An 18,276-nucleotide genomic window follows, 5' to 3' on the forward strand; every position below is an offset into this window, starting at 1 on the left:
CGCGCCGGCAGGCCAGGGGCGCGTCGGTCGGGTGTCGGTCTCACCGTGTCCGACTCTCGGCTAGAGCGTGATGATGTGGTCCGGGGGGTTCCCGCCGAGCGCCTCGTAGAGGTCGGGGAAGCACCCGACCGTGACGCCGGGAACCGTTCCCTGCACCTTGCAGGAACCGGGCTCGCCCACCGCGAGTCCTCGCTCGATGGCGCACTGGTCGCACAGCATCAGCAGGATGCCCTGCTCGCTGGCGACCTTCGAGAGGCGCGCACCGAGAGGGTCGCCGTCGCGGAGGACGTAGGTGTTGTCGTCGAAGAACATCATGCCCACCACCTCCGCCCCGTGTCGGCGTTCCTCGAGCTGGGGAAGGATCATCTTCCCGAGCTTGTAGCTCGCGGTGTGACCGGACGTGGAGAAGACGTAGGCCACCTTCATGGGAACCTCCGAGGCGTGAGAGGGACATCGGCGACACGGCTCGACAGACGGGCGCGTCGGGACTCTCGACGAGAGTGCGGCGACGTCGCTTCCGTGTCCGGCGCGGGACGAGAGCGCCGTCGGCGGCGAAACGCTCCCACGCAGAGTTCAGAAAGTCAATCCAGCTTCGGGTAACCTCGGGACCATGGTGTACCCGGCCACGCGAACCCACGAGACCGCTTCCAACTGCACGGTCGCGCTGACTCTCGCGCAGGTCGGCGACCGATGGACCATCCTCATCCTGCGGGAGTTGTTCTACGGGGCCTCGCGCTTCGACCAGATCCATTCCGTGCTGCGGTGTCCCCGTAACCTCCTCGCCGAACGCCTGGAGCGTCTGGTCGACGACGAGATCATTGAGCGGTCGTCCTACCAGGAGCCGGGGCAACGGTCCCGGCCGGCCTACGGCCTCACCGATCGCGGTCGGGATCTGTTTCCCGTGCTGCTGGCGTTGATGCAGTGGGGTGACCACTACCTGGCCGGCGACGTCCCGCCCGTCATTGCCGAGCACTCGGCCTGCGGAGGGATCCTGCATGCCGTCCTCGAGTGCGAGCACGGGCACCACCCCGTCTCCGTCGACGAGATCGACATCCGGCCGGGCCCGGGCGCGCTGTGAGCCCCCCGCCAAGGTTGAGTTGACTTTCTGAACTCAGCGTGCGAGAACTTTGGTCGCCGGTGCGAACCGGGCGCGGGAGCACCGCGCTCGTGTGACGGACTCCGCCTGGCCAACGACGACCGAAGGAGACCTCTCATGCCCCTCGTCGATCTTTTCGTGCAGGAAGGACGCCTCGATGCCGGGGCGGAGAAGCGGCTCGGCGCCGAGATCAGCCGCGCCGTCCTCGGCCACGAGCAGATTCCTGACACCGCGGCCAACCAGAGCATCGCGTGGGTCTACATCCACCGGCAGCCCGCCGGCACCCTCCTCGTCGGCGGCGAGGTCGCGGACCACGCCGACCCCCACTACCGGGTCATCGTCCGTTGCCAGCAGGGCTATCTCGACGACGAGCACAAGCAGGCAGTGGCCGCCGACGTCGCTCGGATCATCCGGGACGTGGACCCGGAGCTCCCCACCGACGTGCCGCGCATCTTCTGCATGATCGAGGAGGGGATCGACGGGACCTGGGCCCTCGAGAACTCGATCGTGCGAGCCGTCGAGACCGTGGACCTGCTCGGTGTGACCGACGAGCGGATCCGCTCGGCCGCACGACGCCTGGCTGCAGAGAGCGGCGCGGTGTCGGTCTAGTTCCCGCAGCCCACCGTCCGAGCCCGCACGGGCCCTGGGGCGAAGGTGCGGCAGGTCGGGTGGTCGCCGTTCCGACGGATCGACCACCCGGCGCTGTGCCCGCGGTGGCGGTGGTACGTCGACCGCGAGCGAGCAGGGACGGGCGAAGGACGACCGCGCCGGCCTCGGACGGCACCGTGGTGTCCCGATCGCGGAGCTCGTCCCCATGACCGCCGCATGAACGAGCCGCAGCACATCGTCACCACCATCATCCGAGCGCTGAGTCGGCATCCCGGACAGCGCGAGCAGGTCAATCGCACGGGGAGTCCGCATGACGAGCACGGTCAGCACGGCGACCGCCGCAGAGACGCAGTTCGTCGACGTCGACGGGACGCCGTTCGCCTATCGCACCCTCGGTGTCGAGCAGGCCGGTGAACCACCGCTCGTGCTGCTCCACCGTTACCGCGCGGAGATGGACGACTGGGACCCGCTGTTCCTCGACACCCTCGCCGCCGGTCGCCGCGTCGTGATCTTCAACAACCGGGGCGTGGCCTCGTCCGGGGGCGAGACTCCCGTGACGCTGGAGGAGGCCGCCGACGATGCTGCGGCCTTCGTCCGGGCCCTGGACATCGAGAAGGCCGACGTCCTGGGGTGGAGCATGGGCGGCATGACCGCCCCGATCGTGGCCCAGCGCCACCCGGAGCTGGTGCGTCGCCTCGTCCTGACCGGGACGTGCCCCCCGGGCAACCCGGAGTTCGTGCCCTGCCCCGACCACTGGTTGGAGGTGGCGTCCAAGCCGGAGTTCGAGGACGAGGACATCCTCCACATCTTCTTCACCGACAGCGAGGCGAGCCGGCGGAAGGGACGCGAGTCGCTGGCGAGGATGGACAAGCCCGGACGGCCCGGCTCGTCGGTGAAGACCTCTCCCGAGACGATGCAGGCGCAGATCACCGCCATCGGCGCGTTCTGGGGCAACGAGCAGGGCTGGTTCGAGAGGCTGAAGGACATCCAGCAGCCGACGCTGGTCGCCAACGGCGATACGGACGTGGCCTTCCCGATCATCGACAGCGTCATCTTGTTCCGGGAGATCCCGAACAGCCAGTTCACCGTCTACCGCGACGCCAACCACGGGTTCCTCTTCCAGGAGCCCGTGGTCTTCGCGAACGAGGTCCTCGCCTTCCTGGCCGAGTGAGCGTCATCCCGGCACCACGCCCCGTACCGCCGCCGAACGGGCACGAGGAGACGCCATGACCAGGACGGGTGAACGACCCGTCGTGGCCCACGAGTGGGTACTGGACCGGCTCCTCGAGGGCCCGCTGCGTCCGGACGACCTGCGGCTGAGGGCCCGGGAACTCCCTGCGCTGCAGCCGGGCGAGGTCCTGGTCCGCAACGAGTTCATGGCGGTCGATCCGGCCATGCGACTGCGGATGGACCGCCGCCGTGCCGGACGCCTCGCCTACCCCGAGGGGGAGGCGGTCGGCGCGAAGGCGGTGGGCACGGTGCAGGAGTCGGCGGCCGACGGGATTCCGGTCGGTGCTCGCGTCGTCACCTTCCTGGGTTTCCGCGACTTCGCGGTGGCCCGCGCTGATGCGCTCGACGTGGTGGACGACCTGGTGGGTGACCTCCCGCCGGAGAACGCTCTCACCGCGCTGGGCAACCCCGGCCTGACCGCCTGGGTCGGGCTGACCGTCATCGCCGACCTCCAGGCCGGCGAGACCCTGCTCGTGTCCTCGGCCGCCGGTGGTATCGGCTCGCTCGCGGTACAGATCGGCCGGCTGCGCGGGGCCCGGGTGATCGGCAGCGCCGGCACCGAGGACAAGGTTCGCTGGATCACCGAGGAACTCGGCGCGGATTCGGCGTTCGACTACCACGCGGAGTCACCCGGGGCCCCCCTGGACCGACTCGCGCCCGACGGCCTGGACGTCTACTTCGACAACACCGGCGGACCGCTGCTCGAGGCGGCCGTGCCGCGGATGCGCCGCCTGGGTCGGATCGCGCACTGCGGCTCGGTGTCCGGCTACGACGGGGGCGGCAGTCCGCTCCGGATCGACGACGTGGCACAGATCGTGCTGAACTCGCTGACCCTGCGCGGCTACATCGTCGACGAACACCGTGCGATCTGGCCGCGAGCGCTCGAGGAGTTGCGCACCTGGCTCGCCGAGGGGCACCTGAGAGCGCCGCACACCGTCGTCGACGGACTCGACTCGGTGCCCGAGGCGCTGGCCGACGTCCTTCGCCCGGGCGCCACCCACCGCGGCAAGCTCCTCGTCCGGCTCGACGTGGCTCGCCCCTGACCGGGAACCGGCCCTGGTCGGCGACGAGCGGTCGTCGTCGCCCCGGGTGCGGCTCGATCAGGGGTGTCAGGCCCGGAGTATCGCGGTGGAGTCGACGTCGAGGGCGGTGAGCAGGTCGGCGACCTTGTGGTCGAGCTCCACGCCGACCTCGGCGATGCGGGGGTCGTCGAAACTCGCGAACCGGGTGCTGGGCCGGTCGATGGTGAACCAGACCTGGCCGTCGGGGTCCTCGTGGATCTGGGTGCGCAGGGGGGCGTAGAGCATGACGGCGTGGTCGTGGCGGTACATGCGCTCGGCGATGGTGTGGTTGCCCATGAGGTAGGACGTGCACCGTTCGGGGTGTCCGGCGAGGCGCATGACCAGGTCGACCTCGTTGCGCAGGTAGAGCAGGAAGCCGCGCGGGGCAGCGGCGTCGGCGTTCGCCTGCACCGTGGCCCAGTCGAGGTCACGCGGGTCGACGTCGCCCCAGCGGCTCGCGTCGAAGGCGGGCACGGCGCGTTCGTAGCGGTCCCGGAACTCGTCGTAGGTCTGGTCGACGGGGAACTCGAGTCGCTGGACCTCGTGGGAGGTGACACGGGTGCGGACGGTCATGATCTGCCTCCAGGGGCGGGTCGACGGATCGGTCGGGAGGGACCGCGGGAAGCGGGGACGGGACCGGCTGTCAGATCTGCATCTCGCGGCCGTGCCAGTGCTCGTCGCGGAGGCTGCGCTTGAGGATCTTGCCGGCGCCCGACTTGGGCAGCGGGTCCTCCTGCAGCGCCACCGAGCGCGGCACCTTGTAGCCCGCGATCGTCCGGCGGCAGTGCGCGACGAGCTCGTCGGCCCCCACCGAGGTCCGTACCTGGACCACCGCGTGCACGGCTTCACCGAAGCGCTCGTCGGGAATCCCGAACACCGCGGCCTCGACCACCGCGGGGTGCGAGTACAGGGCGTTCTCCACCTCGGCGGAGTACACGTTCTCCCCGCCCGAGACGATCATGTCCTTCGCGCGGTCGACCAGGAACAGGTAACCGGCGTCGTCGAGATAGCCGAGGTCGCCGGAGGTGAACCAGCCGCCGGTCAGGACCTTCGCGGTCTCGTCGGGCTTGTGCCAGTAGCCCGGCGTCACGTTGGCCCCGCGGATCGCGACCTCCCCCACCTCCCCGGCCGCCAGCGGCGTGCGCTCGACGGGGTCGATCACGACGACCTCCACGCCCACCGCGGGCCGCCCGCACGACATCGCGCGCGGGGAGTCGAGCCGGAGCTGCTCGTCGGGATGGAGCGTGACGATCGGCGAGGTCTCGGTCAGGCCGTAGATGTGCAGCATGCTCGCCTGCGGGAACGTCGCGTGCGTGCGGCGCAGCAGCTCCCGCGCGGCCGGACTGGACCCGTGGGAGAGCCACCGCAACGACGACACGTCGCGCGGGCGTTCGCGCTGTTCCACGGCGAGGGCGTCCATCATCGTCGGGACGACGAGGGTGGCCGTCACCCGCTCGTGCTCGACGACGTCGAGGACCCCGCCCGGGGTGAACGCCGGCACGATCACCTGGGTGCCGGCCGCCCAGATCGTCGCGAGGGTGCCGATGGTGCCGGCCGCGTGGAACATCGGCGCCACCACCATGAACCGGGTGTCCTCGGTGAACGGCCAGCACGCGAGGAAGTGGAAGGCGTTCGCGACGAGGTTGCCGTGGGTCAGCATCACGCCCTTGGCCGCACCCGTGGTGCCGCCGGTGTAGAAGATGCCGGCGAGGTCGTGCTCGGCCACCGTCGCGGACCACGCGGCCGGGGTGCTCGACCCGATCAGGGCCTCGGATTCGGCGCCGAGCCCGATCACCGTCACGTCGAGCCCGTCGATGCCCTCGACGTCGCGGTCGGTGAAGAAGGCCTCGGCGCCCGAGTCGGTGATCGCGTAGCGGCGCTCGGCGTCCGAGTGCCGCGTGTTGAGCGGCACCACCACCAGTCCGGCCGCGGGCAGTGCGAGGTAGAGCTCGAGGAAGCGGTGACAGTTCGAGCTCAGCACGGCCACCCGGTCGCCGGGGGTCAGCCCGAGCCCGTCGAAGGCCCCGATGAGCCTCCCGATCCGCTCGGCGAGCTCCCGGTAGGTCAGCGTCGCGTGCGGGCAGACCACCGCGGTGGCCTCCGGGGCGACGGTCAGCGCCCGCTGCAGGGCTGCGGACATCGTCCGGGTCGCGTTGCGCCGGTCGCCCGCCGGAGCGAGCGGCGGCGTCTCGAGGGTCGTCATCGAGCGGCTCCGGGGGAGGGGAGGGGGCGGACAGGGGAGTGGCTCAGACGCGCTCGAGCAGCAGGGCCGCTCCCTGGCCGACCCCCACGCAGAGGGTCGCGAGACCGCGCCGCGTGCCGGCCCGGCGCAGCCGGTGGGCGAGCGTGAGCGTGATGCGGGCGCCCGAGCAACCCAGCGGATGCCCCAGGGCGATGGCGCCACCGAGAGGGTTCACGATGTCGCCATCGAGCTTGAGACGGCGGATCACGGCCAGGCTCTGCGCCGCGAACGCCTCGTTCAGCTCGACCTCCTCGAGGTCCTCGATGGTCCAGCCGGCCCGGGCGGTCACCTTCTCGGTGGCCGGGACCGGCCCGAGGCCCATCACGTGCGGGGCGACCCCCGCGCTGGCCCCGGCGACCACGCGGGCCAGCGGGGTCAGACCGTGGCGGGTCACGGCCTCCTCGGAGGCGACCATGAGAGCCGCGGCGCCGTCGGAGAGCGGCGAGGACGACCCGGCGGTGACGATGCCGCCCTCGCGGAACACCGGGCGCAGGCCGGCCAGCGACTCCATCGAGATGTTCTCCCGGGGCCCCTCGTCGTGGGCGACCACGATCGGGTCGCCCTTCCGCTGGGGGACCTCGACCTCGACCAGTTCGTCGTCGAACGCGCCGGAGCGGAGCGCCGCCAACGCCCGCTGGTGGCTGGTGTACGCGAAGCGGTCGGACTCCTCGCGGGTGATGCCGTCGAGGGCGGCGACCTCCTCGGCCGTCTCGCCCATCGACAGTGTGATGGGACCGTCGGTCTCGGTGTGCCGGGCCGGTGCCTGGCGGTCGAGCTTCGTGAACCGGGGGTTGGTGAAGCGCCATCCGAGGCTGGTGTCGGCGACCTCGCCCGGAGGCGCCCACGGGGTCCCGGGCTTGGCGGTCACCCACGGCGCGCGAGTCATGGATTCGACGCCGCCGGCGACCACGATCTCGGCCTCGCCGGACTTGATCGACTGCGCGGCCGAGGCGACGGCCGTCAACCCGCTGGCGCACAGCCGGTTGACGGTGTAGCCGGGAACGGTGTGCGGCAGCCCTGCCAGCAGCACGGCCATCCGCGCGACGTCCCGGTTGTCCTCCCCGGCCTGGTTGGCCGCTCCGAGGATCACCTCGTCGACCGCCTCGCCGGGGACGCCCGCGCGGGCGACCGCCTCGCCGACCACGAGTCCCGCGAGATCGTCGGGCCGTACCTGGGCGAGAGCGCCGCCGTACCTGCCCTGCGGTGTGCGGGCCCCGGCGACCAGGAAAGCCTCGGGCATCGTCGTCTCCGTCTCTAGCCGAACGATCATTCGGTCGGTACAGGAAGGTAGCAGTCAGCCGTCGCGCGTCCCACGACGTCTCCGGGTCGGGGCCGGTCACCGACCGGTGAAGGCGGGTTGCTGCTTGGCGAGGAACGCCTCGACGGCGTTGCGGTGATCGTCGGTGAGTCCGAGTCGGGCCTGGGCCTCGGCCTCGTGCGCGAGGACGTCGGGCAGGGACGAGGTCGCTCCGAGAGCCACGGCCCGCTTGATCTCGGCGTAGGCGCGCGTGGGTCCGGCCGCAAGTCGGGCGGCGAGCGTGACCGCTTCGTGGTCGAGGGCGTCACGGGGGACGATCCGGTGCAGGATTCCCCAGTCCCGGGCCTGGTCGGCGGTGAACGCGTCGCCGAGGAGGAGCAGCGCGGTCGCGCGGGAGGCCCCCACGCAGTGGGCGAGACTCGCGGAGAGGCCGGAATCGCCGCCGAGCCCGATCGCGGAGAAGGCGGTGCTGAACGAGGTGCCCTCGGCGGCGAGGCGCAGATCGCAGGCGAGGGCGAATCCGAGGCCGGCCCCGACACAGGTCCCGTTGATCGCCGCGACCACCGGTTTCGGCATCTCGGTCAGGGCGCGGGCGATGGGGTTGTAGTGCTCGGTGACGGTGTCGAAGGCCGTGGCGGCGTCGTGTCGGAGGGCGGCCGCGTGTTCGCGGAGGTCCTGCCCGGCGCAGAAGGCCTTCCCGGTGCCGGTGAGGACGACGGCCCGGATGCTCTCGTCGGCGCCGACCTCGGTGAGGGCGTCGCGGAGAGCGGTCTTGACCTCGCCGGTGAGGGCGTTGCGGGAGTCGGGTCGCTCGAGGCGGACGACGGCGACGGCCGGGGTGGTGCGGTCGACGGTGACCGCGTCGTCGTCGGTGCCGGTCTCAGCAGGCACGGGCAGCTCCTGGGTCGATGGGGCCGGACGCGGGGCGACGCAGGCCCCGCCGTCCGCTGCTGGTCCTGCGTCGGCTCGTGGGTCGGTCGATCACCCTCGACACGCCCGTCCGGCCCGCGGCGGCCGCCCCCTGGAGCGGCCGTCCGCGGCGCCGGGTGCGGTCAGAGCACCTTGCGGAGGATCTTCTGCGCCCGCTCGGAGTAGGGCGGGTAGAGCAGGTCGGGGTCGGGCGTGGTCGGGCGCGAGAGCACCGCCTTGCGGTGGCTGAACGCCTCGAAGCCGAACTGGCCGTGGTACGCGCCCATGCCGCTGGTGCCGACCCCGCCGAAGGGGAGCTGCGGGACCAGGCAGTGCATCATCGCGTGGTTGATCACCGTGGCTCCGGACGGGACCTCGGCGGTCACCCGTTCCGCGCTCTGGCGCGAGCCGGAGAACACGTAGGCGGCCAGCGGCTTCGATCCGGCGTTGACGTGGCTGATGGCGTCGTCGAGCGAGGCGACCGTGATGACGGGCAGGATCGGCCCGAAGATCTCCGTGGTCATGAGGGGCGAGTCGAGGTCGGGGTCGACGAGGACCGTCGGCTCGATCGCGAGTGCGTCGCGGTCGTGCCCGCCGCCGAACACCAGGCGTCCGCCGTGGGAGTCGAGCAGTCCGACCAGGCGGTCGAACTGGCGGTCGTTCACGATGCGCACGCCGGACGTGTCGCCTTCGCGGAACTCGCGATAGGACGCCATGAGCTTCCCGAGCAGCCGCTCGCGGACGGACTCCTCCACGAGCACGTAGTCCGGCGCGATGCAGGTCTGGCCGTGGTTGAGCGTCTTCGTCCAGACCAGGCGCCGGGCGGTGGCGTCGAGGTCGGCGTCGGCGGTGACGATGGCCGGGCACTTGCCGCCGAGCTCGAGCACGACCGGGGTGAGGTGCTCGGCCGCGGCCGCCATCACCTTCTTGCCGATCTCCGGACCACCGGTGAAGAACGCGAGGTCGAGCCCCTCGGCGAGCAGCGCCTGCGTGGTGTCCGCCTCGCCCTCGACGACCGCGACGGCGTCCGCGTCGAGGTAACGCGGGATCAGCCGGGCGAGCAGCGCGGAGACGGCCGGGGCGTGCTCGGACGGCTTGACGACGACGGCGTTGCCTGCCGCGAGGGCGCCGACGACGGGGCCGAGGGTGAGGTAGATCGGGTAGTTCCAGGGTCCGATGACGAGCACGGTGCCCAGCGGCTCGAAGCGGTAGTGCGCGCTGCCCGGCAGCTGCGCGGCGGGGAGGGCGACCCGGCGCTTGCGGGTCCACCGGCGCAGGTGCTTGCGCGCGTACGCGGCCTCGGACTTCGTGGCGGCGAGGTCCCCGAGCCAGGTGTCGTGCGGCGTGCGGCCCAGGTCGGCGGCCATGGCCTCGGCGATGGCGGGCTCCTGCTCGGAGACGAGGCGCTCGACGCCGCGGAGCTGGCGACGCCGCCACTGCAGGTCGCGGGTACGGCCCGTGGCGAAGGTCGCGCGCAGGCGGGCGACGACGTCCGCGGCGGACTCCGTGGGGGCGGCCTTCGGGGGCGCCACGCTGGGTGCGGTGGTCGTCATGGAATGGCCCTTTCTCGGAGACGGCAGTGATGGAGAGGGGCGGCGGACGCCGGCTCGCGTCGAGCGCCGACGCCCGACGCGACCACCGACGGGACCGCAGGTGGGCTCACGTACCACTCGGGTACGGCGCGGAGGCATCGCCTCCGCGTCCAGCGTGACCGGTCAGCGCCAGCGGCCGCGGAACCGTCCCACGCAGAGTTCAGAAAGTCAATCCAGCTCCGGGTCGCCTCCGACCCATGACGTGCCCGGCCGGATCCCCGAGACCGCCCCGAACTGCACGGTCGCGCTGACTCTCGCGCAGGTCGGCGACCGATGGGCCATCCTCATCCTGCGGGAGTTGTTCGACGGGGCCTCGCGCTTCGACCGAGAATGTCAGTGCTTCCCGGTGCTGCTGGGTACCACCCGATGCCGGTCGAATCGAGTCATTCGCCGGTCGAGGAGGTCGCGGCCCATTCGTCGAATGCCTCGATGGTTCGCCACAAGTGATGCGAGTGATGGTCCGCCGCCAGATCACCCTCTCCGGTCACGCACGCGTCGGCGATGGCGCGATGTTCGGTGACGATGGCCGCGAAGTCGGTCCGAACCGCAAGCGTCAGCCGCCGGACCCTGCGCGAGTTGTCCAGCATCGTGTCGGTGAACCGCCGGAGCCACACGGAATCACACTGGCTCATGGTGGCTCGGTGGAACGCGACGTGCGCCTCTTCGTGGGCTGCGTACTCGGACGGAGAAAGCGCGGACAGGTCTGCCGATCCGGCCTCCATCATGTCGTCGAACGCTCGCTCGATCGTGTCGACCCACTGGGTCGTCGATCGTGCGACGGAACGCCTGATGGCGACGGGTTCGAGCAGGAGTCTGGTCTCGTAGAGGTCCCGGACATCGGCGGGGGATATTTCGCTCACGCGCACACCACGTTGCGGTAGCGCGACCACGAACCCCTCCCCGGCCAGACGAGCGAACGCTTCCCGGACCGGCGTCGGACTGACATCGAAGCGGCTGGCGATCGGCTCGGCGGCGAGCCGCTCACCGGGAGCCAGCTCGAGATTGATGATGGCGTTTCGCAGCAGGTCGGTCACGCGATCGACCAGGGGCGCCTTCGGGGAACGCACGGCACGGGGTTGCGCTCCGAGCTCGGTCACGGACCGAGCCTATCCGCCGAGCCCTGGTGCGCATCGTCGTCGCGGCGCGACGGTTCGGGTGCGCAGGGCATACGCCGTGGTCGCGCAGGCGACGTCGACCATCACCGCGCGGGTCGAGACGTGAGCAGGTCTGCGCCTCAGGGGCGACCCAGCCGTCGACGGCTGGAGGCCGTCCGCCGCGCCTCGGGCCGGACCGTGGCGGGCGACGTGGCATAGATGGAGGGGTTCCCGTCGCGGGCCGGAGACATGGGCCGGACCTGCGTATCGCCGGCGTCGACAGACGCCAGGCGAAATCCCCTCGAGGTTGCGGACGCCACCTCTACCCCGATCGAGCCGGGCAAAAATCTATAGATTCTCTTGCCCTCGGTGGTCCGGCGAGTTACCTTCACCACGCCACCGGCGCCGGGCGAGCCGAGCACCGGCACCCGACGGTCGACGGGTGCGGGGCGCCAGTCGCTCGGCCGGGACACGCTGCAGCCATCCTCGACAGCCGTGACGCGCAGTTCCTCGTCGCGGTGCTCGAGCACCCTTCTTCACCCCCGCCAGGAGGCGACGTGCCGCTCGTCCGAATCTCTCTCATGGAGACCACCACCGAACGGGCCCAGGCGATCGGTCGATGTGTCTATGACGCGATGCGCGAGACCATCGGCATCCCCGAGGGGGACAACTTCCAGGTCTTCAACCACTGTCGCCCCGGCGAACTCGTCTACGACCCCAGCTGGCCCGGGATCGAACGCACGGACGGATACATGATCATCGAGATCATGTTCGGGGCCGGCCGCGAGACGGCAGTCAAGCAGGCGCTGTTCGCCCGCATCACCGAACTGCTCGAGGAGCGATGCCAGGTCCGACCCGAAGACGTGATGATCGCCCTGCAGGGACTCGGGCTCGACGACATGTCGCTCGGTCAGGGGCGAGCCCAGTTCGTGGAGAACCCTCCCGCCCGGTTGCAGTCGCCGGCCACCGCCGAAGCTCGCTAGGAAAGGCCGGGCCATGGCAACGGAGCCAGCCGACACGTCACACGCTCGTCGTGTCGCCATCGCCAGTGCGATCGGCACGATCATCGAGTTCTACGAGTTCTCGATCTACGCCACTGCTGCGGCACTGGTGTTCAGCCGGACGTTCTTCCCGTCGCTCGGTGGCTTGCAAGGCACGGTCGTCGCCTTCGCCACCTTCGGTGTCGCGTTCGTCGTCCGACCGCTGGGTGCGGTGGTCTTCGGACACCTCGGCGACCGGAAGGGCCGCAAGAACACCCTCGTGTGGTCTCTGCTGCTCATGGGTGTCGCCACGATCGGCATCGGTCTGTTGCCATCGGCAGCGACGATCGGCGTCGCCGCACCCGTCCTGCTCGTGGCCCTCCGAATCGTTCAGGGTCTGGCCCTGGGCGGCGAATGGGCCGGCGCCTCGTTGATGACGACCGAATCGTCACCGGCCGGCAAGCGGGCGAAGTACGGAATCGGCCCTCAACTCGGGCCGGCGATCGGGTTCATCCTCTCCAGCGTGACCTTCCTCGTCGTCACGGCAACACTGTCCCCCGAGCAGTTCGTCGCCTGGGGCTGGCGTGTTCCTTTCCTCGCCAGCGCGGTGCTCATCGTGATCGGTTTCGTCATCCGGGTGAGGCTTCACGAGTCACCGGTGTTCGCTTCCGACGCGACGGTCATCGAGAAGTCGACACGACTTCCCATGAGCGAGCTCTTCTCACGGCAACTGCGGGTGTTGCTCCTTGCCTCCGGAGGCTCGATCGCGCTCTTCGCCTTGTTCTACGTCGTCGTGGCGTTCCTGCCCACCTACGGGACACAGACGCTCGGCTTCTCCCAGTCCGCCGTGCTCCTCGTCAGCATCGGTGGAGCCATCGTCGGCGGGGTCACGGTGGTCATCTCGGCGGTGCTCTCCGACAGGCTGGGGCGCAAGCGGGTCCTGCTGCCGGCGAACGTCCTGTGCCTGATCGCGGCGCTGCTCTTCTTCCCCGTCATCTCGGCCGGACACATCGCCTGGTACGTGACGGGCGTGTTCGTCCTGCAGGCGGCAGTAGGGGCAGCGTACGGCCCCCTGGCGGCCTTCCTCCCCGAACTGTTCGCCACCCGGTACCGCTACACCGGTGCGGGTCTCGCGTACAACATCGCCACGGTCCTCGGAGCGTCGCTCACGCCCATCGTCGCCGCCGTTCTCATCAGCAGCTACGGCGCATGGGCGGTCACCATCTACCTGGTCGCCCTGTGCCTGGTCACCCTCGCGTGCCTGGCCGCGAGCCGCGAGACAGCGCGGACAGGCCTGGTCACCGATTCCGCCACGCAGTCGGACGCCGCAGTCCCCGCACCCTGAGAACCACCGAAGGAGACGTCATGCCGAACTACCAGTTCACCGTCACGGCCGGGTCCACGAGTGCCCTCCGGAAGAAGGAGATCGCCGAGGCCATCACCAAGGCGCACTGCGCCGTCACCGGCGCACCGGACTACTACGTCAACTGCACCTTCGTCGAGGTGCCCGAGGACGCCCTCTGGCAGGCCGGCAACCTCCTGCCCGGTGCGCGGATGGTCGGCCTCATCCGGGAGCGGCCCGAGGCACTGAAGAAGGAGCTGCTGCTCGCCCTGGGCCACGCGTGGGCGGAGGCCACGGGCGAACCGTTCGAGGCGGCGGCGATGGGACTCGTCGCGGTCCCCGGCTACCAGACCCTCGAGAACGGCGCCCTGCTCGGCGAGGCCGAGGACGACTGACCAGGCTGCGGTAGCGGGACCCGAAGGACCACCCGCGGTGAACGTCCAGGGTCCCGCCGACTTTGCGGTCCCGCTCTACCGCGGCCGTGAACGGCGCCGGCCCCGTCCGGCCTCGGCCCTGGGCCCACGTCGAGACCGCCCACCACGCGAGCACGACCCAGCCGGCTGATCGCCACCACCGCCACTCCGGCCCTTCCGGTCGACGACCGTCGCTACCCGGTGCCGCGAGGAAATCATCAAGGAGACGCAATGAAGGTCGTCCGGCACCGCACCTCGGCCGGGCCTACGTTGGCCGTCCAGCTCGACGACGAGACCATCGCGGACCTGCCCCCCGGGGTGGAGCTGGCCGAGCTGCTGGCCACCGACGGCCTGCTGCACGACGCCGGGGAGAAGGCCCGTCGCACCGGAGAGCGCCGGGCGCTGGCCCGCGCGCAGCTCATGGCCCCTCTGGACCCACCGACCTTCCGGGACTTCTCCACCTTTCCCGAGCACACCGCGGGCAGCGTGAAGCTGCTCGACCCCACCGCCGGGCTCCCGCCGGAGTTCTACGAGATCCCGACCTTCTACTTCTCCAACCCCTATGCGATCGCCGGGCCGCACGACGACGTCCCGGTCCCTCCGGGGTGCGAGTTGTTCGACTACGAGCTCGAGGTCGGCGCCGTGGTGGGGCGTGCCGGGCAGGACCTCACCGTCGAGGAGGCCGGGGACCACATCGCCGGCTACGTGGTCCTCAACGACTTCTCCGCGCGCGACGTCCAGTTCCACGAGATGCGGATGCGCCTGGGCCCGGCCAAGGGCAAGGACACCGCGACCACCCTGGGCTCGGTGTTCGTCACCGCTGACGAGCTGGAGCCCCACCGATCGGGGGCCTCCTTCGACCTGGAGATGGAGGTCCGGGTCAACGGCGAACTCCTGGGCAGCGACCGCCTGCACAACATGGCCTGGTCCTTCCCGGCCCTGGCCGCCTACGCCTCTCGCGGCACCGTCATCCGGCCTGGCGACCTCCTGGGCTCGGGCACCTGCCAGGGCGGGTGCCTCGCCGAGCTCTGGGGCCGACACGGCTGGGGGCATCACCCGCCTCTGCAGCCGGGCGACGTCGTCACCACCACCGTCGACGGCCTCGGTGGGACCCGCAACCGCATCGTCGCCGGGTCCCCGAGCCATCCCATCCACCCCTGGACGTCGATGGCGACGTCCCTTGCGGAATGAGACCACCGATCATGAGCTCTCCGACCGTGCCGCCCGGCCACCGCGAGGTCGCCCAGCTCGACCTCGAGTCCGTCGACCTGACCGACCTCGGCTACTTCGAGGACGGGCCCCCGCACGAGCTGTTCGCGCGGATGCGCACCGAGGCGCCGGTGCGCTGGAACCCCTCCGCGGACGGGGTCGGGTTCTGGTCGCTGACGCGCGCCGAGGACATCATCGCGGTCAGCCGGGACCCCGAGACGTTCTCCAGCGAGACCGGCGGGGTCTGGGCGCGCCCGGACACGATCGCCCCCCTGGAGTTCACCCGCAACCTGCTGATGTTCAAGGACGCCCCGGAGCACACCAAGTACCGCAAGATCATCCAGCGCGCCTTCCTGCCCCGGACCGTCACCCGCCTCGAGGACGAGATCCGCGACATCGTCCGCGGCCGCCTGGCCACGCTCGCCGGGAAGACCGAGTCCGACCTCGTCGCCGAGATCGCCGTTCCCGTCCCGCTCACGGTCATCAGCCGCCTGCTCGGCTCTCCCGACGACGACATCGACCGTCTGATGCAGTGGACCGAACAGCTCGGGAGCGGGGTGACCCACAACGAGGACCGGACCCAGGTCCTCGGCGAGATGGGGCAGTACTTCGCGGAACTGGTCGCCCGCCAGCGTGGCGGCGATCGGGAGACCCTCGCCGACGCCCTGTTCAACGCCGAGGTCGACGGCAAGACCCTCAACGAGATCGAGATCGCGCTGTTCTTCGGCATCCTCGTCTTCGCGGGCAACGACACCACCCGCAGCACCTTCGCCGGCGGCATGCAGGCCCTCATCGAGAACCCCGACCAGCTCGACCTGCTGCGCCGTGAACCCCAGCGCATCCCCAACGCGATCGAGGAGATCCTGCGTTGGGCCAGCCCGTTGAACTTCTTCGCCCGGACCGCCACCCGCGATACGACGATCGGCGGCGTCGACATCGCCGCCGGTGAGCGGATCATCATGTGGTATACGGCCGGCAACCGCGACTCCGCGATGATCCCGAACGCCGAGGTCTTCGACATCACCCGCGACAAGCCCACCCACATCGCCTTCGGTGGCGGCGGGCCGCACTTCTGCCTCGGCGCGCACCTCGCGCGACGTGAGCTCACCGTGCTGCTCGAGGAGGTACCGCCCCGGCTGCACGACCTCGCGATCAACGGACCGGTCACCCACCTGCGCTCACACTGGGCCAACTCACTCACCTCGCTGCCGGTGAGCCATCGGCCCGTGAGCGGCTGACACGGCCCGCTGACTTCCCCGACCACCACGTGTGGTCCGGGCCGGGGTCGGCCACCGCACCACGAGCGGTGCGGTGGCCGACCCCGCTCGATGCCCGCCGAGCCCGACACGGGCCGCCTCACCCTCGGAGACACGATGACCAACGCTCAGTACTCGGACGAGTCCGCGGACTACGTCGTCGTTGGAGCGGGCGCGGCCGGCGCCGCTCTGTCGGCGCGGTTGAGCGAGAACGGCCGCTACCAGGTCGTCCTGCTCGAAGCCGGTGGCACCGCCCGCGCCCAGGCAGTGAACGTGCCCGCAGCGTTCTCCCAGCTGTTCAAGACCGACCGGGACTGGGACTACCAGACCGCTCCCCAGACGTCCTTGGACAACCGGTCGATCTACTGGCCGCGAGGGCGGATGCTCGGCGGGAGTACGTCGATGAACGCCATGATGTGGGTGCGCGGGTTCGCCCAGGACTACGACCGGTGGGCCGAGCTCGCGGGTTCGGACTGGTCGTTCGAGGCGCTCCTGCCCTACTTCCGGCGCGTGGAGCACGTCGCGGGGTCCGCCGACCCCGATCACGGCACCTCGGGCGCGATCCAGGTCCAGGCCCAGCGTGACCCCCGGCCGCTCACCGGCGCATTCCTGGCCGCGGTCGAGGAGACCGGGCACGCCGTCGAGGCCGCCAACACCCGCACCCCGGCCGGATTCAGCCAGACGATGGTCACCCAGGCGCGCGGCGCCCGCTCCAGCACGGCCGTGGCCTATCTCAAGCCCGCGCAGTCGCGCCGTAACTTCACCGTGCACACCGGCGCGCACGCCACCCGGGTGCTGTTCGAGGGCACCCGCGCCGTCGGCGTCGAGTTCGAGCAGAACGGGCGCACCCGCACCTGCCGCGCGCGCCGGGAGGTGGTGCTCTGCGGCGGGACGATCAACACCCCGCAGCTGCTGCAGCTCTCGGGCATCGGCGATCCGGCCCTGCTCCGGAGCCACGGGATCGACGTCGTCGTCGACGCCCCCGACGTGGGACGGCACCTGCGCGATCACCTCGTGGGCTTCCTCGTCGCCGAGGTCGAGGGCGGCAGCCTGCTCGACGTCACCAAGCCCCGGGCCCTGGTCGACTACCTCCTGCGCCGCCGCGGCATGCTCACCTCGAACGTCGCCGAGGCCTACGGCTTCCTGCGTGTCGGTGACGGCCCCGGGTTGCCCGACGTGGAACTGATCTTCGCTCCGGCCGCCTACGTCGACGAGGGCCTCACCGGCATCCCCTCGCACGCGATCACCCTCGGGGCGATCCTGCTGCAGCCGGAGAGTTCCGGTGTCGTCGAGGTGACCAGCAGCGACCCGCACGCGAAGCCGACGATCGACCCGCGCTACCTCTCCGACCCCGACGGTCACGACATGCAGATCCTGACCGCCGGCCTCGAGGCCTGCGCGGACATCCTGGCCGCGCCGAGCCTGAAGGCGGTGACCACGGGCCGGTTCGTGCGCCCCTTCGGCGGCGAGACGATGAGTCCCGAGGACCGCATCCGGGCGGCCATCACCCGCCACGCCCACACCCTCTACCACCCCGTCGGCACCGCTCGGATGGGCGACGACCCCGCCAGCGTCGTCGACCCGCAGCTGCGCGTGCGCGGTGTCGAGGGCCTACGGGTCGCCGACGCCTCGGTGATGCCGCAGATCATCCGCGGCCACACCAACGCCCCGTCCATCGTCATCGGCGAGAAGGCCGCCGATCTCCTCGCGGCCGGCTGAGTCCAGCGCGCCACCCCGCGGGTCTCCCGGGGGCCGGCGCTGGATGCCGCTTCGCCCGCTCCCGATCGACTTTCTCAGGAGAACCAATGACCGTCCTATTCGTGCTCAGCGGCCTCGCTGTGCTGTCCATGATCCTTCTCGGTCTGTTCTCCGGAGGCTCTGGGGCGGGCGCGAAGCGATACCCCGTCGCACCCGCCCGCGCCATTCCGGTAGCCCCGGCCGTCCGAGACGCCAGCGCCAGGGAGGACACCGACACAGGGAGAGAC

Annotated in this window: 17 protein-coding genes; 10 read left to right on the forward strand and 7 right to left on the reverse strand. The window is 70.8% G+C overall.

Translation table 11 applies throughout. The features are described from left to right. Positions 1 to 60: 60 nt before the first annotated feature. Positions 61 to 426: a SaoD/DsrE family protein gene (locus BJ983_RS29525; protein WP_179797081.1), complete on the reverse strand. Its 366-nt coding sequence runs from the start codon at positions 424 to 426 to the stop codon at positions 61 to 63. A 184-nt stretch (positions 427 to 610) separates the two neighbouring features. Here BJ983_RS29525 and BJ983_RS29530 point away from each other — a divergent pair, with 184 nt between their 5' ends. From BJ983_RS29530 to BJ983_RS29545, 4 genes are all read left to right on the forward strand, one after another. Next, complete coding sequence (locus BJ983_RS29530; RefSeq protein ID WP_179797082.1) at positions 611 to 1,078, forward strand: winged helix-turn-helix transcriptional regulator; 468 nt, start codon at positions 611 to 613, stop codon at positions 1,076 to 1,078. A gap of 135 nt (positions 1,079 to 1,213) precedes the next feature. After that, on the forward strand, positions 1,214 to 1,705 hold the full coding sequence (locus BJ983_RS29535; RefSeq protein WP_179797083.1) for a hypothetical protein: 492 nt from the start codon (positions 1,214 to 1,216) through the stop codon (positions 1,703 to 1,705). Positions 1,706 to 2,015: 310 nt separating this feature from the next. Beyond that, positions 2,016 to 2,876, forward strand: a complete 861-nt coding sequence (locus BJ983_RS29540) for an alpha/beta fold hydrolase (RefSeq protein WP_179797084.1) — start codon at positions 2,016 to 2,018, stop codon at positions 2,874 to 2,876. Between the two features lie 55 nt (positions 2,877 to 2,931). Further along, complete coding sequence (locus tag BJ983_RS29545; RefSeq protein ID WP_179797085.1) at positions 2,932 to 3,978, forward strand: NADP-dependent oxidoreductase; 1,047 nt, start codon at positions 2,932 to 2,934, stop codon at positions 3,976 to 3,978. Between the two features lie 66 nt (positions 3,979 to 4,044). Here BJ983_RS29545 and BJ983_RS29550 read toward each other — a convergent pair whose 3' ends face one another. The 6 genes from BJ983_RS29550 to BJ983_RS29575 all read right to left on the reverse strand — a co-directional run bounded on the left by BJ983_RS29550 (position 4,045) and on the right by BJ983_RS29575 (position 11,094). After that, positions 4,045 to 4,569, reverse strand: a complete 525-nt coding sequence (locus tag BJ983_RS29550; RefSeq protein ID WP_179797086.1) for a DUF302 domain-containing protein — start codon at positions 4,567 to 4,569, stop codon at positions 4,045 to 4,047. Positions 4,570 to 4,639: 70 nt separating this feature from the next. Continuing rightward, positions 4,640 to 6,199: a class I adenylate-forming enzyme family protein gene (locus tag BJ983_RS29555; RefSeq protein ID WP_179797087.1), complete on the reverse strand. Its 1,560-nt coding sequence runs from the start codon at positions 6,197 to 6,199 to the stop codon at positions 4,640 to 4,642. 43 nt (positions 6,200 to 6,242) lie between these two features. Then, positions 6,243 to 7,478 carry a thiolase family protein gene (locus BJ983_RS29560; RefSeq protein ID WP_179797088.1) on the reverse strand — a complete coding sequence of 412 codons (1,236 nt, stop codon included), beginning with the start codon at positions 7,476 to 7,478 and terminating at the stop codon, positions 6,243 to 6,245. 96 nt (positions 7,479 to 7,574) lie between these two features. Beyond that, the gene (locus BJ983_RS29565) at positions 7,575 to 8,387 is read right to left on the reverse strand and encodes an enoyl-CoA hydratase-related protein (RefSeq protein ID WP_179797089.1); all 813 of its coding nucleotides are present in this window, start codon (positions 8,385 to 8,387) and stop codon (positions 7,575 to 7,577) included. Between the two features lie 161 nt (positions 8,388 to 8,548). Next, positions 8,549 to 9,958, reverse strand: a complete 1,410-nt coding sequence (locus BJ983_RS29570; RefSeq protein WP_179797090.1) for an aldehyde dehydrogenase family protein — start codon at positions 9,956 to 9,958, stop codon at positions 8,549 to 8,551. 422 nt (positions 9,959 to 10,380) lie between these two features. Further along, positions 10,381 to 11,094, reverse strand: coding sequence for an FCD domain-containing protein (locus BJ983_RS29575; RefSeq protein ID WP_179797091.1), 714 nt, complete (start codon positions 11,092 to 11,094; stop codon positions 10,381 to 10,383). 578 nt (positions 11,095 to 11,672) lie between these two features. Here BJ983_RS29575 and BJ983_RS29580 point away from each other — a divergent pair. From BJ983_RS29580 to BJ983_RS29605, 6 genes are all read left to right on the forward strand, one after another. Then, on the forward strand, positions 11,673 to 12,074 hold the full coding sequence (locus BJ983_RS29580) for a tautomerase family protein (RefSeq protein WP_179797092.1): 402 nt from the start codon (positions 11,673 to 11,675) through the stop codon (positions 12,072 to 12,074). 13 nt (positions 12,075 to 12,087) lie between these two features. Next, positions 12,088 to 13,416: an MFS transporter gene (locus BJ983_RS29585; RefSeq protein ID WP_179797093.1), complete on the forward strand. Its 1,329-nt coding sequence runs from the start codon at positions 12,088 to 12,090 to the stop codon at positions 13,414 to 13,416. A gap of 20 nt (positions 13,417 to 13,436) precedes the next feature. Beyond that, the gene (locus tag BJ983_RS29590; RefSeq protein ID WP_179797094.1) at positions 13,437 to 13,808 is read left to right on the forward strand and encodes a tautomerase family protein; all 372 of its coding nucleotides are present in this window, start codon (positions 13,437 to 13,439) and stop codon (positions 13,806 to 13,808) included. A 249-nt stretch (positions 13,809 to 14,057) separates the two neighbouring features. Beyond that, entirely contained in the window at positions 14,058 to 15,017 is a 960-nt protein-coding gene (locus BJ983_RS29595; RefSeq protein ID WP_179797095.1) for a fumarylacetoacetate hydrolase family protein, read from the forward strand. Positions 15,018 to 15,028: 11 nt separating this feature from the next. Beyond that, the gene (locus BJ983_RS29600; protein ID WP_179797096.1) at positions 15,029 to 16,273 is read left to right on the forward strand and encodes a cytochrome P450; all 1,245 of its coding nucleotides are present in this window, start codon (positions 15,029 to 15,031) and stop codon (positions 16,271 to 16,273) included. Between the two features lie 135 nt (positions 16,274 to 16,408). Continuing rightward, positions 16,409 to 18,010: a GMC family oxidoreductase gene (locus tag BJ983_RS29605; RefSeq protein ID WP_179797097.1), complete on the forward strand. Its 1,602-nt coding sequence runs from the start codon at positions 16,409 to 16,411 to the stop codon at positions 18,008 to 18,010. Positions 18,011 to 18,276 lie beyond the last annotated feature (266 nt).

Origin of the sequence: Actinomycetospora corticicola (assembly GCF_013409505.1) — a bacterium.
GTDB lineage: Bacteria > Actinomycetota > Actinomycetes > Mycobacteriales > Pseudonocardiaceae > Actinomycetospora > Actinomycetospora corticicola.